Raw genomic sequence first — 24,531 nt, 5'->3', positions numbered from 1 at the left:
GACAATATACGATGGCATCCACTTTTCATGGCTTAGAAACGGCAAGGCGCAGCTTATTTACCACTCAGTCTGCTCTGAATACAACTGGACACAACATTTCAAACGCGAATACGGCAGGCTACTCACGCCAAGTGGTGAACATGACTGCATCAAGACCGATAGACGCGGTTGGTTTCTCCAAATCAACAGCAGCTGGTCAGCTTGGTACAGGTGTTGAGGCGTCTTCCATCACTCGGATTAGAGAGAAGTTTCTGGATAATCAGTATCGCAATGAATATAAATCACTTGGTAATTTCTCAGTTCAGCTCGACACGCTATCTAAATTAGAGGGTATCGTTAATGAACCAAGCGACACGGGCCTTAGAACGGTGATCTCGAATTTTTGGAATTCGTGGTCAGACCTCAGCAAAAACCCTGAGAATGCGGATGGCCGCAAAGTCGTTATGGAACAAACGATGGCACTTGTGGATTCTTTTAATTACACTGCTAAGCAGCTCAGCGATTTAAAAGCTGATTTGACGGAAAATGTAGAGATTAACTTAAATACGGTTAACTCGATTACAACAAGCATCGCCCAGTTAAATGGCGAGATTAGACGGGTTGAGAGCTTGGGTGATAACGCAAATGATTTGAGGGATCAGCGTGACCTGATTACAGATCAGCTTTCGGGATTAATCAATATTCGCGTAGAAGACCAAGAGAGCGGATACCGCATTACGATGGGCGGTACGGAGCTGGTGCAAGGAACAGCTACTGCTTCTCTGGATTCAGCAGCAATTACTACAGCGGTTGCTAATGGTGATTTAAATAGCGGTGCTATTTATGGAACGATATATGCAAGAGATCATTACGTCGATGGGTACATCGGAGAACTTAATAATCTCGTTCAAACGATGGCGAATGGCGAGTTTGAGGTTACGCTGCCTAAAGGATCTGTTTTGCCAGAAGGAACAGTACTGAATAACGTAACCTATACAGGCACAAATCGTACACTGAACGAAGATACAAAAGTAACGGTAAAAGGTTTGAATGGTTTGCATCAGCTTGGATACTCGTTGGCTGGACAAGAAGCGGGCTTGCCTTTCTTTACAGATGCAAACGGCAGTACTGCTGGATTGAATGCCGGCAACATCACGCTTAATCCTGCAATTGTTGCAAATTCTAACTTGATTGCGACATCTATGCGAGTAGCTACGAATGCAGATGGTTCAGAGTCTGTCATTAGCGGCAACAACTCCTTGGCCGTCCTTTTCTCACAAATGAGAGATACTCGTTTCGACTTCGACGCGGGGACAGGTGAAAATAAAAACACGGTGGATGCTTATTTCCGTTCTGTTGTGGGCCAGTTAGGTGTACAAGCTGCGGAAGCCACTCGTATGCAATCGAATCAACAAATTATCGTCGACCAAGTTGAATCCCGCAGACAATCGGTTAGCGGAGTTTCGCTAGATGAAGAAATGTCCAACATGATTAAGTTCCAGCATGCATACAATGCAGCTGCTCGAAATATGACGATGATTGATGAAATTTTAGATAAAGTTATTAATGGGATGGGCCGTGTAGGTCTGTAAAACATGGAGGTGTAAGGGATGTCATTTCGCGTAACACAATCGATGATGAATACACAGTTGCTTCGTAATATATCGAACAATATGGGGCGTATGAACAACCTACAAAACCAGCTTTCCACGGGTATGAAGATCAATAAGCCCTCCGACGATCCGGTTGGTATTACTTTTGCTCTTAGATACAGGAGTGAGATAGATTCTAACACTCAATACTCCGAAAATGTAAGCTCTGCGTTATCGATGATGGAATATACGGACACGTCTATAGGTCAAGCGGGAGATATTATGCAGCGTTTTAGGGAATTGTTAGTTAAGGGCGCAAACGGCACGCTCGAACAAACAAGCCTTGACGCGATAAAAGTCGAAATATCACAGATGTACAATCAAATGGTGGAAATTGGTAATAGTCAATTTAACGGTAAACAAGTATTTAATGGGGAATTGACGGGTGAAAAACCTTATCCGACGCTGGGTGCAGACGGAAAAGTGGATTTAGTAGCTGATCCGCCTTTGTTAAAGGCATATCAAGTTAGCTCAGATACTGGTTCCATTAAATATGAACTATCCGCGGGTATGAAATTGGGAATAAATATAACGGGTAATGAAGTTTTTGGTAACGCGATATCTCCAAATGCAACTCAAGCAGAGATTGAAAGCAGCGACAACGTGTTCTTATTGCTTCAACGTGCACATGATATGTTGGGTTCAAGTGATCAAAAAGGAATTTCCGCACTAATTAGTCAGGTAGAGACTCGTATGAATACGATGCTTTCGAAGAGAGCTGAAGTCGGAGCAAAGGTCAATCGAGTTGATATCATTCAAAATAGACTTGCGGATATCGAAATCAATTTAAAAACGATACAAGCAAAAACGGAAGATGCAGATATGTCAGAAGTGATTACGAATATGAAGACAGAGGAAAACGTGTACCAAGCTTCCCTATCTGTAGGAGCACAGCTTATACGTCCAAGCTTGGTTGATTTCTTGAGATAGGTGGAGTTTAACATGCAAATTCCTCAGATTCAGATACGTACGCAGGATGCAGCTCTTTTTATCGATGCTGATTTGGGAAAACAACGAATTGAGCAGCCAGCTCCTACAATTGAGATGGAACAAATTCGCCCGGAACAGCATTTTCAGACGACAAAAGGAAGGCTCGAAATTAATCAGGATCGCGTATATGACGCTTTAGCGCTTGGAAACAATTTAGAGACGATGAGTAGAATATATTCAATGGCTTCCGATATCGCTTTAAAGGGCATTGCACGTATTGTGCAGAAGGGCGATCAGATGGCATCGATTCATTTGGGAGGGAATCCGATAGCAGAGATGGCGAGGGAGTGGCAAAGAACATTTCCTGAGTTTGATTTTGTCGGGGAAGCTTCCTATGATAATATTGATATTGAATATATACCTGGTGAACTGACTATTGATACGACTCCTGGCAGAGTGAATTATAACGTGCAGGTGAACAAGCCCATTATTGAATATGAGCGCGGCAAGTTAGATATTTATATGAGTCAATATCCTAAAGTGGAGATTATACCACCACAAATTGACCAACTTATTTAGAGATCGTTAATGTTAAAACTATGGATCAATTGCGTAAAACGCATAGGGTCTATAGTTTTTATTTTTAATAAAATAGTTATCCTATTAGGGGGTTATAATGTGAGTACAGAACAAACTAGCTATAAGTTTGAGCAGGGCATTCCAGGCTTTGAGCACTTGACTCAATTCATATTCGAAGAGGTTGGAGATAATCTGCCGATGAAGCTAATGAAGGCTGGTGATGAACCATCCATATCTTTATTGGTTGCAGACCCGTTCTTATTTTATCCAGAGTATGAATGGCAGCTCCCCGATCATGTTAAAGAAGAACTGGGAATCAACAGTGAAGAAGAGGTCGAGATTTGGTCTGTACTGACCATAAACACAGACTTTGCGAATGCAACAATCAATTTACTTGCTCCGATTATTTTGAATCGTAGAACGCTGCTCGGGAAACAGCTCATTCTCCATGATAATACATACAGCTCGCGTGCTCCGCTCAATCAAACCTAGGGAGGTAGAAAAGCTATGCTTGTTTTATCACGTAAAAGCAATGAGTCCATTATGATTGGAACAAACGTTGAAATTATTGTTCTAGGCGTAGAAGGGGACAATGTGAAATTAGGGATAAGAGCGCCTAAGGAAGTAGATATTCATCGGAAAGAAATATATATGGCTATTCAAGCTGAAAATCGTGCAGCAGCTATTAATTCTGTATCCATAGAGGACGTTACAAAGTTTTTTAAAAAATAATCGTATATTTAATCATAAGCTATAAACAATTGAAGTAGGATTCCGATAAATATAATAGCGCGATAATAGAGCGGCCGAACTATTATCGTAAGCTTCCGCAAGGATGCGGAAATACGAAAATTTCAAGGAGGAAATACTAATGATTATTAACCACAACATTACAGCTTTGAACACGCACCGTCAATTGGGTGCTAACCAAGCAGCAACAAGCAAAAACATCGAAAAATTGTCTTCAGGTTTGAAAATTAACCGTGCTGGCGACGATGCAGCAGGTCTTGCAATTTCCGAAAAAATGCGTGGTCAAATCCGCGGTCTAGACATGGGTTCAAAAAATGCTCAAGACAGCATTTCCTTGATCCAAACAGCTGAGGGCGCATTGAACGAAACTCACTCCATCTTGCAACGTATGCGTGAACTTTCTGTTCAATCTGCGAATGATACAAACACAGATTCTGACCGTAAAGAGCTTCAAGCTGAAGTTAAGCAATTGGTAACTGAACTTGACCGTATCGGTAACACAACAGAGTTCAATACAAAGAAATTGCTTGACGGTTCTGCTAAAGGTGTAGCTGAGGCAGTGACGGGTACAGCTAAAATTAATAATAACTCTGGTGTTACTATTGCTAGTGCGGCATTAGACGCTCTTACTGCTGCTGCAAATACAGGTTCAGGCAAAGATGGCGCTTATATGATCGTTAAGACAGGCGGGACGTCTACTGGTAGTACGTTCTCAGTTATTGGTCCGGATGGTAAAGGTGCTTCACTGGCTATTACAGTTGCATCAACTACTATCACATTTACTAATGATGCGTCTAGCCCGTTAACTGCAGGACTTGTTATTTCAATTTCTGACGCTACTGCTAATATGAAAGTCGGAGAAAGTATGACGTTTGTATTCGGTAAAGCTGAAGTTGCTGCTAACGATCTTGGTGGTTCGATCATGACACAAATCGGTGCAAATGCTGGTCAAACAGCATTTATCTCGGTTGGTGACATGCGTGCATCTGCTTTGGGAGTTAAAGATATTGATATCTCTTCTAAATTCGGTGCTGCTACAGCAATAGAAACAGTACAAAACGCTATGCAAAAAGTTTCTTCACAACGTTCAAGCTTAGGTGCTATTCAAAACAGACTTGAGCACACAATTAACAACTTAGGCGCTGCATCCGAGAACTTGACGGCTGCTGAATCTCGTATCCGTGATACAGATATGGCTAAGGAAATGATGGCACAAACGAAAAATAGTATCCTTGCACAAGCTGCTCAGGCGATGCTTGCACAAGCTAACCAACAGCCACAAGGCGTACTTCAATTGTTGAGATAATCAATACGATTGAGTATTAATAATCGACAAATCCAAAAAATCTCTCGAATTTTTCGGGAGATTTTTTGGTATAATATGTGTTATGTGGCTTCGATTTAGTAATAAATAATAGGTTTGGATTTTGTAAGATAAAGGAGTATGCAGCATGGTTAAGACGCTATTGGATAAGAACATTGAATTATTATCTATAAATACTGGCCATTGGATAGGCGAGCCTAAAGAAAAAGATATTCAACATACGTCTATGAATGACCAAGTGTTAGTATTAGGCAGTGAATTTGATGAATCTAATAAACCTAATCCTAACAAACGGGAACTAATTATTTGTGTTGGTATCAATTCTATTGAAGAAATTGAAACTGTAATTCGAACCATGAGCAAAGAGTCGTACCTCATCATTGTTGAGCCTAATTTTTCTTTTTTTCATCTTGCATTAAATAATCAAGATTTACAACTATTTAATGATTCACGCGTAGTACTTTTTGCTGATGAGTTGAATAAATTCGCTTTTTTCTTAGGTAATTTATTATCCTCCGTTTTTGTTTATTATATGAAGAGTATTAAATTTTATTTCACAACCTACTATAGGGAACATGGATTGAATGTTAGTTTGGAATTAGTGAAAAAAGCAAAGGAAACAGTGAAATACAAAGCGCTATTATTAGGAAATTCTATTGAAGATAGCTTGCTTGGTTTTAATCAGACGATGAGTAATATAAGTTGTCTGCTAAGATCGAAAGACGTTTCACATTTGAAAAATACTTTTGCTAATAAGCCAGCGATTATTGTATCCGCAGGTCCATCTTTAAATAAAAATATTGCAAAGTTAAAGGATATGAAAAACAAGGCAATAGTTATTGCAGTTGATACTATCGCTAGCAGACTGTGTAATGAAGGAATTATTCCTGATTTTATTTGCTCAGTAGAGAGAGAAGTAGAAACGTACACTTATTTTTATGAGAATAAACAATATCCAAGTGAAACTACATTAGTAGGACCAATGGTACTATATCCTCCAATATTCGAGGAGTTTAAAGGTGATATCATTCTCCCGATGAGAGAACATGTTGGAGAGTTTAACTGGATCCGTAAAGTTTTTGATATTCATGGGGAAAATTACATTGAAACAGGCAATTCATGTGCACATGTCGCATTTGGATTTGCTAAGCATATTGGTGCTTCACCTATTGTTCTAGTCGGCCAAGATTTAGCATTCGGTAGTACAACGGAACAGTCGCATGCCGGTGGTACGATATATGATAACAAAGTATTCACTAATCAAGTGTTCTCTGAAGTTGAGAAATCGATCGTTGAAGGTTACTACGGTGACAAGGTTACTACAACAGACATCTGGATCAACTTTAGACTATGGTTTGAGAAGCAAATATTTGATAACAAGTTATTCGTCATTAATGCGACCGAGGGCGGAGCGAAAATTGCGAATACGATCCAAATGAGCCTTGAAGAGGTGCTGAAAAACTATTGTTCTGAACAAATACAACCGGTCAAGGATGTATTAAAGAACAAGCCATCGTACCCACTTTCTGAGGAACAAATGATAACAGTAATTCACGAACAAATTAAGTATTTCACAGAGGTTAAGTTTAAGTTTGAAAACCAAAAGATTGAAGTTTCAAAAATGAAAATTGTAGTGTCGCCATCGGATAAAGAAATGCAAAAGATGTTAAAAAAGTTAAAAAAAACAGATCCATTATACGGAATAATAACTGAGAATTGGTTATTAAGACATACGTTACAACCAGCTTTATTAACTACGTTTTGGAACCTTTTCGATATTGAAAACGTTCTAACCTCTGAAAATTTTAGAAGAAACAAAGAAATACAAGTTGAGTTTCTGACAGTTAGTGTATTTGTTATTTCAAAAATTATTTCTATACTCGAAGAAAGCTTGAACAGATTTAAATAGTGTAATCGGGGGGAAGACATTTGAGTACATCTGGGAAAGTTCTTGTTACAGGGGCAGACGGTTTTATAGGCTCTCATGTAACGGAAAAATTGGTAGAGTTAGGTTATGATGTAAAAGCATTTGTTTATTATAACTCCTTCAACTCTTGGGGGTGGCTCGATCATTCCTCCTACAAAACACAGTTTGAAGTTTTCGCTGGGGATATAAGAGACCCCTATGGAGTTAAGGAAGCGATGAAAGATTGTGATAAAGTGCTTCATTTGGCTTCTTTAATCGCAATCCCGTATTCCTACCATTCACCGGATACTTATATAGATACAAATATCAAAGGTACACTAAATGTGCTGCAGGCTGCACGTGAGCTTGATATAGCTAAAGTGGTTCATACATCAACGAGTGAAGTTTATGGTACTGCCCAATATGTACCGATTGATGAAGATCACCCCCTGCAAGGGCAGTCGCCCTACTCGGCTTCTAAAATCGGTGCTGACCAAATGGCATTAGCGTTCAACCGTTCCTTCGAGACTCCTGTAGCGATTATTCGCCCCTTTAATACGTATGGGCCACGTCAATCTGCACGCGCTGTAATACCGACTATTATTACACAGCTTGCTTCCGGCGCGCGGACAATCAAGCTAGGAGCCCTGAGTCCAACGAGAGACTTTAACTATGTACAAGACACTGTAAATGGGTTTGTTTCCATTCTGAATAGTGATAAAGCGCTTGGCGAAGTCATTAATATCGGAAGCAACTATGAAATTTCAATTGGTGAAACAGCTTCTATAATTGCCGAAGTTATGGGAGTGGAAATCGAAATTGAAACAGACGAAATTCGCCATCGTCCTGAGAAAAGTGAAGTGGAACGACTCTGGGCAAATAATCAAAAAGCGAAAGAACTACTCGGTTGGGAGCCTAATTATGGGGGAATCGATGGGTTTAAGCGTGGTTTGAAAGAAACCATTGAATGGTTCACGAATCCAAAGAACTTATCACAATATAAGGCAGATGAATACAACATATGAACAATCAATGGAAAAGCATCGCCCAGAGTATAAAGGACATTCACGGAAATGCAGCATTTACTCCATTACACGAACCAACCTTTAGTGGGAAAGAACTGGAGTACGTAACAGATTGTATTCAATCGGGATGGGTTTCATCTGTTGGGAAATATGTCGATGATTTCGAAATTAAATTAGCAGAATACACAGGTGTGGAACGAGCTGTTGCCGTTGTTAATGGAACTGCCGCTCTACATATCGCTCTTAAAATTGCTGGAGTACAAGCTAATGATGAAGTTTTCATTCCAGCGCTAACCTTTATTGCAACCGCCAATGCAGTTTCCTATCTACAGGCAGTTCCTCATTTTGTTGATGTTTCGGAACGGACAATGGGAATCGATCCCGTGAAACTTGAACAATATATTCAAGAGATTGGTGAGATGAAAGATAGCGATCTCATTAATAAGCAGACGGGGCGAATCATTCGTGCTGTCGTTCCTATGCATACATTCGGACATCCTGTAGAAATGGATTTGCTAATTAATGTTTGTGAGCGTTATAACCTTATTCTTGTCGAAGACGCGGCAGAATCACTAGGCTCTTATTACAAAGGAAAGCATACTGGAGGGTTCGGGCTTGTTGGAGCCCTTAGTTTTAATGGTAATAAAATTATGACTACCGGTGGCGGTGGAGCCATATTAACCAATGATGTGAAGCTTGCTGATTATGCTAAATTCCTTACGACAACAGCTAAAATGCCACATCGTTGGGAATACCGTCATGATGAAATCGGATATAATTACCGAATGCCAAATATCAATGCTGCTCTTGGTTGTGCGCAATTGGAGATGATGGATACATTTGTTGCTTCGAAGAGACGATTAACAAAGCAATATGAGCAATTGTTCGAGCCTGTTGAAGGTGTACAATTATTTGTAGAACCGCCATCTGGGAAAAGTAACTACTGGCTGCAGACGCTGTTAGTGGATGAGAGTAAGCACTCTCGTGATTTCGTTCTTGATGAATTGAATAGCGAAGGCGTGATGGCAAGACCGATCTGGACTCCCTTAAACGAATTAGCTCCATACTCCAATTGTCCAAAGTCGGACCTCTTTGTGACTAACCAATTAAATAAACGAGTCATTAACATTCCATCCACTCCATTAAAAGGAGGAAATAATGATCAAACGTAAAATATGTGTCGTCACAGGTACACGGGCAGAATATGGGTTGCTTTACTGGCTAATGAAGGAAATTAATTCGGATCAAGATTTGGAGTTACAAGTCATTGCGACAGGGATGCATTTGTCCCCAGAATTTGGTCAGACCTATAAGCAAATCGAAGCTGATGGTTTTGAGATCAAGGAGAAAATAGAGATACTGTTATCTTCGGATTCGGCTACAGGAGTTTCTAAGTCAATGGGCTTGGCTATAATCGGATTTGCAGATGCGCTAGTACGTTTAAATCCAGATTTGATTATCCTGTTAGGTGATCGATTCGAAATGCTTTCGGTTGCACAAGTAGCACTAATACAAGGCCTACCAATTGCTCATATCCATGGTGGCGAATTAACCTTTGGTGCTTATGATGATGCGATTCGTCACTCCATTACGAAAATGGCAACTTGGCATTTTGTTAGTACAGAGGAGCACCGAAAGCGGGTTATTCAGCTTGGAGAGACACCTGATCGAGTATGGAATGTAGGTGCCCCAGGAATTGAGAATATTAAAAAGCTTCCTCTTATGGACAAAAAAGAGCTATATGCAAATTTATCACTTGATAAAGACAAGTCTTTTTTTCTCATTACCTACCATCCGGAAACAAATGGTGAGAGCGATGGTATTCATGCGCTTCTCGATGCGTTAAAGACATATTCCCATTTGCATTTAGTATTCACTAAAGCAAATGCTGATAATGGCGGTAGATACATCAATGAAGCGATTGAACAATTTGTTCGAACACATAAAAATGCAAGCTTAGTTGATTCGCTTGGTCAGATTCGCTATCTAAGCGCAGCAATGTATGCGGATATCGTCATTGGCAACTCATCTAGCGGATTAATTGAAGCTCCGTATTTAGGGACTCCTACTGTTAATTGTGGTGATCGACAAGCTGGACGCCAGAGGCCATCATCCGTGTTCGATGCTGAACTTAGTAAAGGTTCCATTATTGCAGCTATTGAGGCAGCTCTACAATTTCAAGAACCTTATGATCAAATATTTGGCACAGGGAATGTATCTACAAAGATTATAAGTATTCTTAAAGAGTTACCTTCCTACTCAGTTCAGAAGGAGTTTTACGATATATGAGTCAACAAACGTATATTATTGCAGAAGCTGGTGTAAACCATAACGGTTCATTTGATTTAGCTTGTGCGCTTATCGATGTTGCAGTGAGTTCGGGGGCAGATGCGATTAAATTTCAAACATTTAAGACCGAGAATTTGGTAACGAAACAAGCGAAGCAGGCTTCTTACCAAGTGGAAAACATCGGTGAGGAGACTTCACAATATGCAATGCTGAAAAAGCTGGAGTTGTCCTACGAGCAATTTAATCAGTTGAAGTTATACTGTGATGAAAAGAAGATAGAATTTCTATCTACCCCGTTTGATAAGGAAAGCGTTGATTTTTTGGTAGATAAGATAGGCATACATACGGTTAAAGTCTCATCAGGAGAATTAACAAATTTTCCGTTTGTTCATTACATAGCTACTAAACAAAAACCGATTATATTATCGACAGGTATGGCCACAATGCAAGACATACACGACGCGTTATCGTTCATTGCTTATGGGCTGGCATATCCTTCAGGAATTGTGGACTTAACCGCTGTCAGAGCATTTTATAAAACGGATGAAGCGAAAAAGTGGTTGAGACAATATGTAACAGTCTTAAATTGTACGACTGAATATCCAACACCATTCTCAGCCATTAATTTGACTGCGATGGATCAGCTAAGAAGCGATTTACAAGTAGATATCGGTCTTTCTGATCATTCAGAAGGTATCTATGTCCCAATTGCTGCAGTAGCACGAGGCGCTAAGATTATTGAAAAACATTTTACGCTAAGTCGTTTATTACCAGGGCCAGATCACCGTGCATCCTTAGAGCCTGAAGAGTTAAAACAGATGGTAACTGCAATTCGAGTTGTAGAGGAATCGTTGGGAGATGGTAATAAAAAGCCTACGAAAAGTGAGCTAATAACCCAAACTGTTGCTAGAAAAAGCTTAGTTGCTGCTAAACGGATTAGAGAAGGCGAAATCTTTACAGAACAAAATATAAATGTTAAACGCCCAGGAACTGGAATGTCACCTCTTCAATATTGGTCATTGTTAGGCGAAACTGCTTTGAAAAATTATGAAGCAGATGAATTGATCAATGAATAAACCGGTCATTTTAATAGGGAATGGTGGTCATTCAACGGTATTAACGGAAATTTTATTACAACAAAACCGTACAATAATTGGATTTACGGAAAAGGAAGTACAAGAGAACCGCTTCGGTCTGTCTTATCTTGGAACAGATGATATAATTACTACCTTTCAAACGACGGATATAGAGCTCGTTCTTTGTGTAGGATCTGTAAATGTCTCATCATTGAGAGCTACTATATTCAATCATTTTAAACAAAAAGGTTATACGTATGCTTCAGTGATACATGAAAAAGCAATTGTATCTCCATATGCCCATCTAGGTGAGGGCGTTCAATTAATGGCTGGTACCATTATTCAATCTTTTACTACGATTGCCGATAATACAATAGTAAATACATCTTCGAGCATTGACCATAACTGTTACATTGGATCACATTGTCATATAGCTCCAGGTACAACTCTCTCAGGAAGCATAACTGTAGGAAGCGGTACTCATATTGGTGCAGGAGTTGTCATTATTCAAAATGTTATGATTGGAAGTCATGTATTAATTGGTGCCGGATCACTCGTGCTAAAGTCAGTCAAAGATTATAGCAAAGTGTATGGTGTGCCTGCTAAGGAAGTGTGAAGATGAAAAATTGGAAGCCGATTCTAATTTCCCCTGAAATGGAAATTATTGAAACTATGAAAGTTATTGATAATTCTTCATTGCAGTTTGCAGTTGTAGTAGACGACAATAATAGATTGCTTGGAACAGTAACCGATGGTGATATTCGGCGTGGTATATTAAAGGGAAGATCCCTTGATTCACCGATTCGAGTTGTAATGAATGAGATGCCGGTGTACGAAAAAGCAGGACAGAAGGCTTACTATTACAAAGCGTTGATGAAAAAAAGACAATTAAAGCAATTGCCAATTGTAAACCATGAAAAGCAAATTCAATATATTCTGTTTTCAGAAGACATTGAAGGAGCATTACAAAAAGAGAATATAGTTATTCTAATGGCTGGAGGTCTTGGAAACCGTTTACGGCCGCTCACAAATGATATTCCAAAACCTATGCTTAAAGTGGGCGATAAGCCCATATTAGAATTGATTATAGAGGATTTTAAAAAGTTTGGATTCACAAATTTTATTCTGTCAGTAAACTATAAAAAAGAAATTATTAAAGACTATTTTCAAGATGGCGCACATCTAGGCGTTAGTATTAAATATATTGAAGAAAATAAAAGGCTTGGAACAGCAGGGGCTTTATCACTATTACCAGAGAAGCTAGATGCTCCTTTTTTTGTAATGAATGGTGATCTGTTAACCAAAATTAATTATGAGCAACTGCTAGATTTCCATAATGAAACGAAATCCGTTGCAACAATGTGTGTTCGGGAATACGAATATCAAATTCCATATGGTGTCATTAAAACTGAGAGTCACCGTTTGCTTTCCATTGTTGAGAAGCCAATACACAAGAGTTTTGTAAATGCAGGCATTTATATACTTAATCAAGAAATGTTAAATTATGTACCGAAAGAGAAGTTTTACGATATGCCAGAGCTGTTTGAAAAAATAATGGATCAACAAAAAGAAGTTGCTGTGTTCCCTTTAAGAGAATATTGGCTTGATATTGGAAGAATGGATGATTATGAAAAAGCTAATGTAGATATTAAACTACAACTAAACGAATAATTGAGGGAGAAATCATAATGAAATATTGTAAAAAATGTGTAATGCCTGATACGCGACCTGGAATTTTATTCAATGAAGCTGGAGTTTGTCAGGCCTGCCAAGCAGAAGAACAAAAAGATATGACAGACTGGGATGCAAGATTTGAAGAATTAAAAGCCCTTTGTGATAAGCACAGACGTAAAACTGATTCTGAATATGATTGTATTATTGCAGTAAGTGGTGGGAAAGACAGTCATTTTCAAGTTCATTTTTTCAAAGAAGTTATGAATATGAACCCGCTGCTTGTTTCAGTAGAAGATAATTTTGAGATGACTGAGGCAGGCAAACATAATTTGAAAAATATATCTGAACGTTTTGGTTGTCACATTATGTCGTTAAAGCCAAATTTAAGGGCGCAAAAGCATATTATGCGTAAAACGTTCGAAAAATATGGTCGTCCGACATGGTATATAGATCGTTTAATCTATACATATCCACTTCATGTGGCACATAAGTTCAATATTCCTTTGCTAGTGTACGGAGAAAATATTAGCTACGAATATGGCGGGGAACAGCGCGTTGAAACTTATTCAGCAAAAGACCAGATTAATAATGGTGTAGCTGGGGAAATTGACTACAACGAATTAATTGATGAAAATGTGTCATTAATGGATTTAGCTTTGTGCCACCCTCCTACTGCTGAAGAAATTGATCAATTAGAACCGATCTATTTGAGCTACTTTACACGCTGGAGCAGCTATAGCAACTATATCTTCTCAAAAAATAATGGATTTAAAGATTTGTCGCATGAATGGACACGTGAGCATACTTTCGAAAACTTTGACCAGGTTGATTCATATGCCTACCTAGTCCATCCATGGTTGAAATACCCGAAATTTGGACACGCATCCGCTACAGATTATGCATCGAAATTTATTCGATATGGTTTAATCAGTAGAGAAGAAGGTATAGCATTGGTGAAAAAGCATGATCATCGTGTAGACCAAAAAGCAGTCCAGTCATTTATTGATTTTCTTGGGTATTCTCATACGAAATTTTATAGTATTGTTGACCGTTTTTATAATGAGGACTTATTCAATAAAAATAGACATGGTGAATGGGAATTGAAATATCCGATCTGGAAAGAGATTAATGATTAATAACAAGAATATTTTAGCCATTATCCCTGCCCGCGGTGGTTCCAAGGGAGTTCCACGTAAAAATATACGGGAAATAGCCGGGAAGCCACTTATTGCTTGGACCATTGAAGTTGCGAAAAAATCGAAGTATATCGATCGTGTTGTGTTATCTTCCGAAGACTCGGAAATTATTGAAATTGCAAGTGCTTATGGTTGTGATGTCCCTTTTGTACGTCCTTCACACCTTGCGCAGGATGACACATCAAGTATGGATATGGTTTTTCATGCTCTAAACGAATTACCTGATTATGATTATGTGATTCTACTTCAACCTACTTCTCCTTTGAGAAACGTAGAGGATATCGATGGCTGTATTGACGCTATGTTGGCGTTAGATGCTCCATCCTGTGTGAGCGTAACCGAACCAGAAAAATCACCATATTGGATGTACAGTCTTCAGGGGAATTGTAGAATGAAGCCTCTTATACCACAAGAGTCAACAGCATCACGCCGTCAGGATTTAAAGAAGGTTTATGCTTTGAACGGAGCCATATATGTGGCAAAGGTAGATTGGTTAGTTAACACCAAAACTTTTTTGAATGACGAAACAACTGCATTTATTATGCCTAAGAGTCGATCATATGATATTGATACAGAAGAGGATTTCTTATTGTGCGATCTATTGATGCATAAAATGGGGAGGAAATAAGAACTTTATCCTCTAAAACTTCATTGCGGATATATTATCTTTTGAATTAATTATTATTTATCACATTTTATAAACAATATTCTATATTTAGCCGATAGTATTAGGAGTACATATAAGAAGATACATGACAGCATAGGACAAGTTTACTCAGCACAGAGCTAATAGTGAATAGCCTTAAATAAGAATAGAAATGTACAAGCAGAGAAAATATAGGAGGGATATTATGGTAAGTCCAATTCGTATGGGTGGATTAGTCTCGGGTTTGGAAACAGAGTCAATCGTCAAAAATCTCATGAAAGCTCAGAGCGCACCGCTAAATAAACTTCTTCAAAAGAAGCAAACAGAAGAGTGGAGACGCGACCAATATCGAGAAATGAACGCCCTCCTATCCGATTTGAAAAATAAAACCTTTGATATGAAGCTACAATCAACTTATCAGAAGAAGGAATTAACATCAAATAATGATTCAATTGTTTCTGTAAAACAAAAGGGGAGTCCGAATGCTTCAGTATATAATGTAGAATTACAGGTGGCCCCCATAGCAGCACAGGCTGAAACCTCGAAGTTTACGATAAAAGATAGTTTGGTAAATGGGACTACATTAATTGCAGAGGATTTTGCCTTCACAATTGGTTCAGATCCTAATAAGCATAGTATTGATGTGACAATCACTGATACCATACACAGCGTTGTAGCAAAAATTAATGCACTATCATCACAAACCGGTGTTACAGCAAGCTTTATGCAAGATGATAAATCCATAACTTTTACTTCAAATGGAAAATATCCAGCTATTGATATAAGTTCTGAATTTCAATCTAAGCTGGGTAATGCATTGGTCCCCCCGCAAAACAAACCAGCTGTAGCTGGAACAGCAGGTAGCGCACTTATTAACGGCATTTCATATGCAATCAAAAGTAATACTTTTACATTTGATGGTGTTGAATTTAACATCAAAGGTCCGGGAAAAGCGCAAATTAGTCTCAAACCCGATGAGGACGCAGTTTTTAAATCGATTAAAGAATATGTAGATAAATATAACGAAGTTATTGGAAAGATAAATGGTAAGTTAAGTGAACGCACCTATAGAGATTACAAACCTTTATTAAACGAAGAGAAAGAATCGTTATCCGATAAGCAAGTTGAACAATGGGAACAAAAGGCTAAGAGCGGCTTACTGCGCCAAGATGGTTTGTTATCTAATGCGCTATCTGAATTGCGTCTATCTTTATCAACGAATGTTTCTGGCGCTGGTTTAGATTCGAAATATGATAATCTAAGCGAAATTGGGATTACAACAGGTGATTATTCAGAAAAAGGGAAACTTTATATTGATGAAGCGAAACTAAAAGAAGCCATTTCTAAAAATGGGAATGGTATAATGGAACTGTTTACTAAAAAGAGTACTTCAACAGATGCCGCTACTAAATTTGCCGAGAGTGGATTGATTGAGCGTTTATACGATCAACTTAACGGTACGATGATTAAACTTACGGAAAAAGCAGGCAGTTCTGGATCATTTACAGACAAGAGTATTCTTGGTCAAGGTCTAACTAGAATTAATACAGATATTAGTAGATGGGAAAAGCGATTAGAGGGCATAGAAAGTCGTTATTGGAAGCAGTTCACCGCAATGGAAAGTGCGATGAGTAAAGCGAATGCCCAAGGGAATTGGTTAACACAACAACTAGGTTAAGTTATCTGTAATTTTAATATAAATCATTTTTTAACAGATTTAGAGGGAGTGGGTTACCGACTATGAATACTTCTCTAGATTCTCTGCTTAACGATTTTTTATCATATACATTTACGTTGGAGCAGAGAATATTAGAAGATAATAGTGAGCCTGAAGAATGGGTAGAACTTTTGGATAAGAGACAAGCGGTGATTGATCTTGTGTCAGTAGCATTGGAACACGGATGTTCTTTTACCGAGATTCAGAAACAAACCTATCTTCAACCAGCATATGAAGTTGATCAAAGGATTTTTCCAATAATGAATCGTAAGAAACAGAATTTGGGATCTGAAATAATGAATATGAAGAGAAGCCAAGCTGTTAATCAGCAATATGGGGATTATGGCAACTCACATTCTCCATACGGTGCATTTTTCGATAAAAAGAAATAATAGTGGGCTGAGGCTTTCTCTTAGGAGAGGCCTATTTTTATTTTATTCATATAGGGAATGAGCCATTAAAATATACAAGTTTTCTTCTAATGCAAAAGAGAATAGTTACCGATATATTAACTAGGACTATTGATGCGGAAGGAGTGATAGGTAATGAACACTAATATACCGGCTACAGTGATGAGTAATCCACCGATTAGAGTTGCTACTAGTATGGATTTAGTTAATACTGGGGCAGTGAAAGAGAGTTCAAGTAAGGTAAGCGATTCGCAGAATCTTTCTAAATTTACTAGCTCAGCAGAATTGAAAAAAGCAGAAGCCCGCGGTGAGCATGTCGCAATTAGCGAAGAACAGCTGGTTAAGGCCATTGATAGAGCAATTAAGGCCATCGAGGGAAAAAGCACAAACCTAGAGTTTTCTGTACATAAGCAGACCAATATCATTTCAGTGAAAGTATTAGACAGTGCATCGGGTGAAGTCATTCGTGAAATTCCTCCAGAGAAAACGTTGGATTTTGTCGCTAAAATGTGGGAAATGGCTGGTATACTTATAGATAAGAAAGGCTAATTCATTATTGTAAGATGATGAACTCACACAGCGCATAAATGAGAAAATTAATTTAGTTCTAGGAGGATAAACAATGCAACTTCAACAACGTAATAAGTATCTTCAAAACACAGTTCAAACGGCAACTCCAGGACAACTACTTATTATGCTCTACGATGGCGCTATTCGTTTTTGCCGTCAAGGAATTGAAGCTATTAGAGAACAACGTTATTCAGATGCAAATACAAGTCTACTACGGGTTCAGGATATAGTTAGTGAGTTTGTTATTACAATCGATCGTTCTAATCCTATATCAGAAAACTTGCTACACTTATATGAGTATTTTAATATGCGATTAATTGAAGCGAATATGAAGAAGGACGTAGAACCGGTTGAAGAAGTGCTTTCCCATCTGATTGATTTGAAAGAAACTTGGATTCAGGCAGCTAAACAATATAACCAACTAGCGGCACAAACGAGTGGAAACACGTTCAAACAAGCACAATCGACAGTCATTTAATCGAACTAGTAGATTGAGTAGCCGCCCTTAGGGCGGCTTTGTTTTTTTATTCAAGTCTCTTACGGTTGAAGAATGAGTATAGCCCTGAGTAAAAAATTAATCAATGAGCATTGCTTTTCCGATAATTATCATAATGTTACAACTCTTCATATCAATTAACTAACACGCTAACAACATAGAATCGGAGGAATAGACTTTGGGGACTCTAGTTTATAAAATTAAACCTCATGCAGATATTGAATTAGGTTTTGACAGAGAAGAACTGGACTATTATGTCACGTTACCGGATAGCGGTGTAACTGAAGAAACTGGATTGATACTAACTATCCCAGGGTTTGGTGGACTTGCTAATTCAAGTTATCAAATAGAAAAATTAAATCCATACCTTGCTGAAAAATATAATTGTATAGTGGTCTCCTTGAATTATTTTGGTATATACCGAGGAACCGAGACGAAATTGGACGACCACTTCATTCATAATATGGAAACGGTCTATGGAGTTTCAAGTACTTACTGGCATAATATTTCGTCTGATAACGATTTTTATACGAAGGTAGGGGAACTGTTAGAAAGCAAAGGGATATCCAAGTTAGATCATCGATGTCAACCTTTAAAGATCACGGGACGGCAAGAGTATCAGTCCTTTGGATTTTTACCTGCTCTCGATAACCTAACTGTGCTAGGTGAAGTTCTCAAAAATTACCCTGCGATAAATAAGAAAAAAATAATTGCCTACGGTTCTTCATACGGCGGATATATAGCTATGCTTTGTGGCAAATTTGCACCCCATACATTCTCAGTCATCATTGACAACTCAGGATTTTCACGTTCCGAAATGAAATATATTGTAGGTAGAGAAATATTAGAAACTGATTTAGCTGTTACTGTCAATTTCCATAACAAATTTTATACTGTTCCTTTCGCATATAACAATCCTTGGACGATCATGGATGAAACATCACGACATTATTTTGGCGATTCTCATAAGCAGATTCGTAATCTGTTGGTTAGAGAGCATAGGGTTAAATCGAATACACGATATTATATTTTTCATTGCGAAGAGGATCAAATAGCTTCCGTGGAAGACAAAGATAAAGTGACTGCGCTGTTGATTAATTATAATTCTACCTACTATAAACGAGTCGGAATGAATGACCTTGATGGTGCGCTTTTTAAAACATATGCACACGCAATGGATGCATCCCTTCGAAAACTGTTTGATCATGTTGCTGAACAAGACAAGGAATACGGATTGGTGAAAGAAACGAGTGAAAATGAATTTAGTAATAATGAAGTCAACTCATTAAATTGCGGTATCAAAAATTATGTTTTTAATTTCAAAAACGATTTTACAATGAACGTTACTATAACAGATAACATAAAAACAGAATATAATTTAATAAATTCATATCAGATAATGAGCAAATTATTGGATGTTTGCGAGTCAATAGACGAAGGTTTTAACTTTATCGTTACTAAGATAGCGGCCAGAGATTATAATGAAACTTTTGGAGTTATGCAGGATATACTAGATGCACACACAGCTATAAATTTACAAATAGATACGTTTTCCAGATTCCTAGGTGAAAATAACCTGCGCTCAGTTAATGAGCAGTTCAAAAACTCTCTTTCAATGACTGTTGTGCATTTCAATAATGAAGACTGGGATTTGTTGGATAACCAGTTATCACAACAAGTTATACCCTACTTTTTAGCGTGGAAGAAAGAACTGCACCATATTATCACACCCTATATCACCCATTAAGCGTCGATATAGCCCTCCCATATAACAAATGTTTTGTGGTCATGGTCTGAGCAACTTAGCACGTATTCGGACATATCCCACAATCCAGTCTCGAATTCATGGTCCTTCAACAAAATCGCACCGTTTTCCTCTAAGTTAGCAGTGAAAATATACATAAGAAGCCGGGCATTACAATTGCCCGGCTTCTTTGTGTTTCATCAACATACAGAAAGGAACAAATGTTAAGTAAAGTGGTTTTAACCAAAATGATTAACAAAATTCTAATAAATCAGCTCTTTAAATATCTAGCGGTTAAGTCTGAACCTATAGACGTAAAAACTTGAATCCTAAAGCGTTGTTAAAATGGTGGCAAACCGTGGTTGTGCTAAACAACAATTCGCCGAAATATTGTCTTTATGATCTTCAGATGTTCCGAGCGATGTCTATTATACATGGCTGATTCAGCAACGTTCGCGCACTTTGCCCAAGAGCATGCTAGGACAAGCGATCGGCTAAAGTCTAAATCAATAGGAGAAGCTGATGTACGATTGGAGATGGACAACAATCGGAGTGACCGCTAGATTCAGTTGTTCGTATTCGAATGCCAAAATTAGTTGTTTGCTAACACACCGCGAGTGGCGAAAGCTAGTGTAGCGACCTACAGCTTAATGGAGACAGCTAAGGAAAACGGTCTACATGCTTAATGCTATTTAGAATATTTGTTTGAGCAGATGTCGCAGATTGAAGATTCGTGTGACGCTCACCTTTTTAGGGCATAATAGCTAGGAATCGACACCATCCGATAAGTGTGAGTAGTGCGATTAGATCTTCGTGTATCCGCTTACAATAAATTGTTTGACAATTCAATAAAGTGGGTGTTATAGTCAAATTGTGGGTTATACAAAGCGATGCCTCACAGTATTTGAAGATGAAGGGAATGTTTGCACATGCAAGGTAAAGTTAAATGGTTTAACGCAGAAAAAGGTTATGGATTTATCGAGACTGAGCAAGGCGGCGACGTATTTGTTCATTTCTCCGCTATCCAAACTGAAGGTTTCAAAACTCTTGAAGAAGGCCAATCCGTCGAATTCGATATTGTTGAAGGCGCTCGTGGTCCACAAGCAGCTAACGTAGTTAAACTGTAATTATCCGGCTGATCCAGCCAACCTATAATTTGGATCATTAAACAAGTAACTTACCAAGCTCCGGGAAACCGGGGCTTTTTTTTGTTGTCTGAAGTAAAATAGGGTGTCCGTGACTAAGTTGTGACAAGTCTAGTAGTTCTATAGTTTTATTTATCTGAATATTCTAAATTGATAAAAAACTATTTTGATTTGAACGCTTACATATGCTATAATAAGACTATGTAAAGGAGGAGTTCCCCATGAACTACAACATTCGAGGTCAACACTTTCAAGTGACAGACGCATTGAGAGACTACGTCGAAAAGAAACTCAGCCGATTGGATAAATATTTTGAAGCACCAATCACCTCCGATATTAACGTAACACTATCCGTCACCAAAGGTAAACATGCAGTTGAGGTGACCATACCGCTCACCGGTGTCATGCTAAGAGCCGAGGAGAAAAGCGAGGATATGTACGCATCGATCGATCTGGTTGCGGACAAACTCGAACGACAAATACGTAAACATAAAACAAAAATGAATCGAAAGTTCCGCCAAGGTAGCGGTGTACGCGTCTTATTCAAGGAAGAAGGCTCAGCAGTAGGCGTTCTAGAGGAAGAAGATGATTTGGAGCTTGTACGTACGAAGCGTTTTGCACTTAAGCCAATGGATGTGGAAGAAGCGATTTTGCAAATGAATATGGTCGGACATAATTTCTTCGTCTTCTCGAATGTGGACAACAAAGAGGTCAGTGTTGTGTACAAACGAAGTGACGGGAAATACGGTTTAATTGAGCAAGGCTAGCAATCATTATACACAACTTTGAAGAGCCTTTTCTCCTTTATGGAGAGAGGCTTTTTCTTTTACAATCATCCTCGTTGCGGCGGTGTCGACAAACTGATACAATTTAATGCAAAGAGGCGTTACTACGAAAGGGGAATTCCATGCTCGGATTAGTGAAAAAGATATTTGGTGACCATAACGAGCGCGAGGTAAAGCGGATCCAACGGACGGTAGATGAAATAAATGCGATTGAGTCAAAATTCACTGCTTTATCTGACGATGCGCTTCGCGCGAAAACTGAGGAATTCAAAGCAAGAATTGAAAAAGGCGAGTCATTAGATAAAATATTGCCTGAAGCTTTTGCAACAGTTAGAGAAGCATCCAAGCGTACGCTCGGCATGCGTCACTTTGATGTGCAGCTGCTCGGCGGTATCGTTCTTCATGAAGGTAAAATTGCGGAGATGAGAACGGGTGAAGGTAAAACGCTCGTTGCGACACTTCCTGTTTATTTAAACGCGTTGCTTGGCAAAGGCGTACATGTTATCACGGTCAATAATTATCTAGCGCAACGTGATAGCGAGCTTATGGGACAGCTGTATGGCTTCCTAGGCATGACTGTCGGATGTAATCTTCACGGCTTGTCGCATGACGAGAAGCAAGAAGCATATGCATGTGATATTACGTATGGTACAAATAATGAATTTGGTTTTGATTATCTGCGTGACAACATGGTGCTATACAAAGAACAAATGGTTCAGCGTCCTCTTTATTTCTCCATTATCGATGAAGTGGATTCCATTCTTGTCGATGAAGCGCGGACTCCGCTTATTATTTCTGGACAGGCTGCTAAATCAACAGAGCTCTACTTCGCCGCAGACCGCTTTATTAGCCGTTTGAAGCCTGAAGAGGATTTCACGATCGATATTAAGCTTCGCAGCGTTATGCTGACTGAGGCAGGCGTTGAGAAGACGGAGAAGGCATTCCAAATCGAGAACCTATTCGATCATGCGAATGTAACGCTCAACCACCACATACAGCAAGCGCTGAAAGCGAACTTCATTATGAAGCGCGATGTGGATTATGTTGTGGAAGAAGAAGAAGTTGTCATCGTTGATGAATTTACTGGTCGTCTAATGTCTGGACGTCGTTATAGCGATGGTCTTCACCAAGCAATTGAAGCGAAGGAAGATCTGAAGGTTCAGAACGAGAGCATGACGCTTGCGACAATTACATTCCAAAACTACTTCCGTATGTATCGCAAGCTTGCTGGTATGACGGGTACTGCGAAGACAGAGGAAGAAGAGTTCAAGCGTATTTATGGACTCGACGTTATTCAAGTACCTACTAACCGTTCCATGATCCGTAAGGATATTGCAGATGTTGTCTACAAATCCGAACTCGGTAAATTCAAAGCGGTCGTAGAAGAGATCGTAGAACGCCACAGTAAAAATCAACCAGTGCTCGTAGGTACAATTTCTATCGAGAACTCGGAGAAATTATCAGATATGCTGAAGCGCAGAGGCGTTACGCACAAAGTGCTCAACGCGAAGTTCCATGCGGAAGAGGCAGAAATTATTTCGCGCGCTGGTCAAGCAGGCTCCGTAACGATCGCAACGAACATGGCTGGTCGTGGTACCGATATTTTGCTAGGTGATGAGGTTGCTGAACTGGGCGGCTTGCATATCATTGGTACAGAGCGCCATGAAAGCCGTCGGATCGATAACCAGCTGCGTGGTCGTGCTGGACGTCAAGGCGATCCAGGTTCATCACAGTTTTATCTATCGCTTGAAGATGAGCTGATGCGCCGCTTCGGTTCTGAGAATATTATGGGCATGATGGATAAGCTGGGACTGGATGAGGATCAACCGATTGAGAGCCGGATGATTTCTAGAGCGATTGAATCTGCGCAGAAACGCGTTGAGGGCAATAACTTTGATATTCGGAAAGTTGTTCTACAATATGATGATGTCATGAACCAGCAGCGTGAGGTTATCTATAAGCAGCGCCGTGATATTCTTGGTTCGGAGAACATCCGCCAAGAAGTTATGGAAATGCTTAAGCCTGTCATCGAACGCATTGTTGAAGCTCACTGTTCGGAGGATATTCCGGAGGAGTGGGATCTTCAAGCAATCGTTGATTATGCGCAAGCGAACTTCCTGCAAGAAGGATCTTTGACCAAGGAAGAGATTTGGGGCAAAGAGAAGGAAGAAATCATCGACTACATTTATGCTGAAGTCGTTGCTTCCTATGATGAGCGTGAAGCAGAGCTTGGGGAAGAAACGATGCGCGAATTCGAGAAGGTCGTTGTGCTTCGTGCGGTAGATAGCAAATGGATGGATCACATCGATGCGATGGATCAGCTCCGTCAAGGTATCCACCTACGTGCATACGGCGGTACGGATCCGCTTCGTGAATATCAATTTGAAGGCTTCGAGATGTTCAAGGAAATGATCGAGAGCATCCACGAGGAAGTTGCAAGATACATTATGAAGGCACGCGTAGAGAGCAACCTGGAGCGTCAAGAAGTAGCTCAAGGCCAAACGACTACAACAAGCGGCGGCGGAGAAGCTATGGAGAAGCGCCCTGCTAAGCGTGAGGACCGTGTAGGTCGTAATGATGCATGTCCATGCGGCAGTGGCAAGAAATACAAGCAGTGCCACGGCAAGTAAGGAACGGC

23 protein-coding genes are annotated in these 24,531 nt (G+C 39.3%); all 23 read left to right on the top strand.

The window, feature by feature from the left end; all coding sequences use genetic code 11:
- The first annotated feature begins 11 nt into the window (after positions 1–11).
- The 23 genes from flgK (at position 12) to secA (ending at position 24,523) form a co-directional block, all read left to right on the top strand.
- A complete protein-coding gene (gene flgK / locus MHH56_RS30775; RefSeq protein WP_339205362.1) occupies positions 12–1,571 on the top strand; it encodes a flagellar hook-associated protein FlgK in 1,560 nt (519 codons plus the stop codon).
- An 18-nt stretch (positions 1,572–1,589) separates the two neighbouring features.
- Positions 1,590–2,561: a flagellar hook-associated protein FlgL gene (flgL, locus tag MHH56_RS30770; protein WP_339205361.1), complete on the top strand. Its 972-nt coding sequence runs from the start codon at positions 1,590–1,592 to the stop codon at positions 2,559–2,561.
- Positions 2,562–2,573: 12 nt separating this feature from the next.
- The gene (locus MHH56_RS30765) at positions 2,574–3,140 is read left to right on the top strand and encodes a DUF6470 family protein (RefSeq protein WP_339205360.1); all 567 of its coding nucleotides are present in this window, start codon (positions 2,574–2,576) and stop codon (positions 3,138–3,140) included.
- 99 nt (positions 3,141–3,239) lie between these two features.
- On the top strand, positions 3,240–3,632 hold the full coding sequence (locus tag MHH56_RS30760; RefSeq protein WP_339205359.1) for a flagellar assembly protein FliW: 393 nt from the start codon (positions 3,240–3,242) through the stop codon (positions 3,630–3,632).
- Positions 3,633–3,647: 15 nt separating this feature from the next.
- Complete coding sequence (gene csrA / locus MHH56_RS30755) at positions 3,648–3,872, top strand: carbon storage regulator CsrA (protein WP_339205358.1); 225 nt, start codon at positions 3,648–3,650, stop codon at positions 3,870–3,872.
- Positions 3,873–4,011: 139 nt separating this feature from the next.
- The gene (locus MHH56_RS30750) at positions 4,012–5,196 is read left to right on the top strand and encodes a flagellin (RefSeq protein WP_339205357.1); all 1,185 of its coding nucleotides are present in this window, start codon (positions 4,012–4,014) and stop codon (positions 5,194–5,196) included.
- A 145-nt stretch (positions 5,197–5,341) separates the two neighbouring features.
- A complete protein-coding gene (locus tag MHH56_RS30745; protein WP_339205356.1) occupies positions 5,342–7,123 on the top strand; it encodes a 6-hydroxymethylpterin diphosphokinase MptE-like protein in 1,782 nt (593 codons plus the stop codon).
- Positions 7,124–7,143: 20 nt separating this feature from the next.
- Positions 7,144–8,145: an NAD-dependent 4,6-dehydratase LegB gene (locus MHH56_RS30740; RefSeq protein WP_339205355.1), complete on the top strand. Its 1,002-nt coding sequence runs from the start codon at positions 7,144–7,146 to the stop codon at positions 8,143–8,145.
- The gene (locus MHH56_RS30735) at positions 8,142–9,317 is read left to right on the top strand and encodes a LegC family aminotransferase (protein WP_339205354.1); all 1,176 of its coding nucleotides are present in this window, start codon (positions 8,142–8,144) and stop codon (positions 9,315–9,317) included. The genes MHH56_RS30740 and MHH56_RS30735 overlap by 4 nt, the downstream gene beginning before the upstream one ends.
- The gene (neuC, locus tag MHH56_RS30730) at positions 9,304–10,434 is read left to right on the top strand and encodes a UDP-N-acetylglucosamine 2-epimerase (protein WP_339205353.1); all 1,131 of its coding nucleotides are present in this window, start codon (positions 9,304–9,306) and stop codon (positions 10,432–10,434) included. The genes MHH56_RS30735 and neuC overlap by 14 nt, the downstream gene beginning before the upstream one ends.
- Positions 10,431–11,510: an N-acetylneuraminate synthase gene (gene neuB / locus MHH56_RS30725; RefSeq protein WP_339205352.1), complete on the top strand. Its 1,080-nt coding sequence runs from the start codon at positions 10,431–10,433 to the stop codon at positions 11,508–11,510. Before neuC ends, neuB begins: the two co-directional genes overlap by 4 nt.
- Positions 11,503–12,126: an acetyltransferase gene (locus MHH56_RS30720; RefSeq protein WP_339205351.1), complete on the top strand. Its 624-nt coding sequence runs from the start codon at positions 11,503–11,505 to the stop codon at positions 12,124–12,126. The genes neuB and MHH56_RS30720 overlap by 8 nt, the downstream gene beginning before the upstream one ends.
- 2 nt (positions 12,127–12,128) lie before the next feature.
- Complete coding sequence (locus MHH56_RS30715) at positions 12,129–13,181, top strand: nucleotidyltransferase family protein (RefSeq protein WP_339205350.1); 1,053 nt, start codon at positions 12,129–12,131, stop codon at positions 13,179–13,181.
- A gap of 17 nt (positions 13,182–13,198) precedes the next feature.
- On the top strand, positions 13,199–14,320 hold the full coding sequence (locus tag MHH56_RS30710) for an N-acetyl sugar amidotransferase (RefSeq protein ID WP_339205349.1): 1,122 nt from the start codon (positions 13,199–13,201) through the stop codon (positions 14,318–14,320).
- Positions 14,313–15,008, top strand: a complete 696-nt coding sequence (locus tag MHH56_RS30705; protein WP_339205347.1) for an acylneuraminate cytidylyltransferase family protein — start codon at positions 14,313–14,315, stop codon at positions 15,006–15,008. Before MHH56_RS30710 ends, MHH56_RS30705 begins: the two co-directional genes overlap by 8 nt.
- A gap of 223 nt (positions 15,009–15,231) precedes the next feature.
- Complete coding sequence (gene fliD, locus MHH56_RS30700; RefSeq protein ID WP_339205346.1) at positions 15,232–16,704, top strand: flagellar filament capping protein FliD; 1,473 nt, start codon at positions 15,232–15,234, stop codon at positions 16,702–16,704.
- Positions 16,705–16,766: 62 nt separating this feature from the next.
- Positions 16,767–17,135 (top strand): hypothetical protein, encoded by a 369-nt coding sequence (locus MHH56_RS30695; RefSeq protein ID WP_339205345.1) that lies wholly within the window; start codon positions 16,767–16,769, stop codon positions 17,133–17,135.
- 153 nt (positions 17,136–17,288) lie between these two features.
- Positions 17,289–17,702 (top strand): flagellar protein FlaG, encoded by a 414-nt coding sequence (locus MHH56_RS30690; protein WP_339205343.1) that lies wholly within the window; start codon positions 17,289–17,291, stop codon positions 17,700–17,702.
- 73 nt (positions 17,703–17,775) lie between these two features.
- Entirely contained in the window at positions 17,776–18,201 is a 426-nt protein-coding gene (fliS, locus tag MHH56_RS30685) for a flagellar export chaperone FliS (RefSeq protein ID WP_339205342.1), read from the top strand.
- 196 nt (positions 18,202–18,397) lie between these two features.
- Positions 18,398–19,966, top strand: a complete 1,569-nt coding sequence (locus MHH56_RS30680; RefSeq protein WP_339205341.1) for a DUF2920 family protein — start codon at positions 18,398–18,400, stop codon at positions 19,964–19,966.
- Positions 19,967–20,892: 926 nt separating this feature from the next.
- Positions 20,893–21,090 (top strand): cold shock domain-containing protein, encoded by a 198-nt coding sequence (locus MHH56_RS30675; protein ID WP_028608231.1) that lies wholly within the window; start codon positions 20,893–20,895, stop codon positions 21,088–21,090.
- A gap of 239 nt (positions 21,091–21,329) precedes the next feature.
- The gene (raiA, locus tag MHH56_RS30670; protein WP_339205340.1) at positions 21,330–21,875 is read left to right on the top strand and encodes a ribosome-associated translation inhibitor RaiA; all 546 of its coding nucleotides are present in this window, start codon (positions 21,330–21,332) and stop codon (positions 21,873–21,875) included.
- Positions 21,876–22,015: 140 nt separating this feature from the next.
- Positions 22,016–24,523, top strand: a complete 2,508-nt coding sequence (gene secA, locus MHH56_RS30665) for a preprotein translocase subunit SecA (protein WP_339205339.1) — start codon at positions 22,016–22,018, stop codon at positions 24,521–24,523.
- Positions 24,524–24,531: the final 8 nt, after the last annotated feature.

This window comes from Paenibacillus sp. FSL K6-3182 (genome assembly GCF_037976325.1).
In the GTDB taxonomy this organism is placed as follows: domain Bacteria; phylum Bacillota; class Bacilli; order Paenibacillales; family Paenibacillaceae; genus Pristimantibacillus.
Note: the sequence above shows the minus strand (reverse complement) of the source record. Positions and strands in the feature narration are given on the sequence as shown.

What these genes read in the sequence shown, in the direction of transcription:
- MHH56_RS30705 (WP_339205347.1), top strand. Translation starts at nt 14,313, where the DNA reads ATGATTAATAACAAGAATATTTTAGCCATTATCCCTGCCCGCGGTGGT.
- fliS (WP_339205342.1), top strand. Translation starts at nt 17,776, where the DNA reads ATGCAACTTCAACAACGTAATAAGTATCTTCAAAACACAGTTCAAACG.
- raiA (WP_339205340.1), top strand. Translation starts at nt 21,330, where the DNA reads ATGAACTACAACATTCGAGGTCAACACTTTCAAGTGACAGACGCATTG.
- MHH56_RS30765 (WP_339205360.1), top strand. Translation starts at nt 2,574, where the DNA reads ATGCAAATTCCTCAGATTCAGATACGTACGCAGGATGCAGCTCTTTTT.
- MHH56_RS30720 (WP_339205351.1), top strand. Translation starts at nt 11,503, where the DNA reads ATGAATAAACCGGTCATTTTAATAGGGAATGGTGGTCATTCAACGGTA.
- MHH56_RS30675 (WP_028608231.1), top strand. Translation starts at nt 20,893, where the DNA reads ATGCAAGGTAAAGTTAAATGGTTTAACGCAGAAAAAGGTTATGGATTT.
- MHH56_RS30745 (WP_339205356.1), top strand. Translation starts at nt 5,342, where the DNA reads ATGGTTAAGACGCTATTGGATAAGAACATTGAATTATTATCTATAAAT.
- neuC (WP_339205353.1), top strand. Translation starts at nt 9,304, where the DNA reads ATGATCAAACGTAAAATATGTGTCGTCACAGGTACACGGGCAGAATAT.
- MHH56_RS30750 (WP_339205357.1), top strand. Translation starts at nt 4,012, where the DNA reads ATGATTATTAACCACAACATTACAGCTTTGAACACGCACCGTCAATTG.
- flgL (WP_339205361.1), top strand. Translation starts at nt 1,590, where the DNA reads ATGTCATTTCGCGTAACACAATCGATGATGAATACACAGTTGCTTCGT.
- MHH56_RS30735 (WP_339205354.1), top strand. Translation starts at nt 8,142, where the DNA reads ATGAACAATCAATGGAAAAGCATCGCCCAGAGTATAAAGGACATTCAC.
- csrA (WP_339205358.1), top strand. Translation starts at nt 3,648, where the DNA reads ATGCTTGTTTTATCACGTAAAAGCAATGAGTCCATTATGATTGGAACA.
- flgK (WP_339205362.1), top strand. Translation starts at nt 12, where the DNA reads ATGGCATCCACTTTTCATGGCTTAGAAACGGCAAGGCGCAGCTTATTT.
- MHH56_RS30710 (WP_339205349.1), top strand. Translation starts at nt 13,199, where the DNA reads ATGAAATATTGTAAAAAATGTGTAATGCCTGATACGCGACCTGGAATT.
- secA (WP_339205339.1), top strand. Translation starts at nt 22,016, where the DNA reads ATGCTCGGATTAGTGAAAAAGATATTTGGTGACCATAACGAGCGCGAG.
- neuB (WP_339205352.1), top strand. Translation starts at nt 10,431, where the DNA reads ATGAGTCAACAAACGTATATTATTGCAGAAGCTGGTGTAAACCATAAC.
- MHH56_RS30715 (WP_339205350.1), top strand. Translation starts at nt 12,129, where the DNA reads ATGAAAAATTGGAAGCCGATTCTAATTTCCCCTGAAATGGAAATTATT.
- MHH56_RS30695 (WP_339205345.1), top strand. Translation starts at nt 16,767, where the DNA reads ATGAATACTTCTCTAGATTCTCTGCTTAACGATTTTTTATCATATACA.
- fliD (WP_339205346.1), top strand. Translation starts at nt 15,232, where the DNA reads ATGGTAAGTCCAATTCGTATGGGTGGATTAGTCTCGGGTTTGGAAACA.
- MHH56_RS30690 (WP_339205343.1), top strand. Translation starts at nt 17,289, where the DNA reads ATGAACACTAATATACCGGCTACAGTGATGAGTAATCCACCGATTAGA.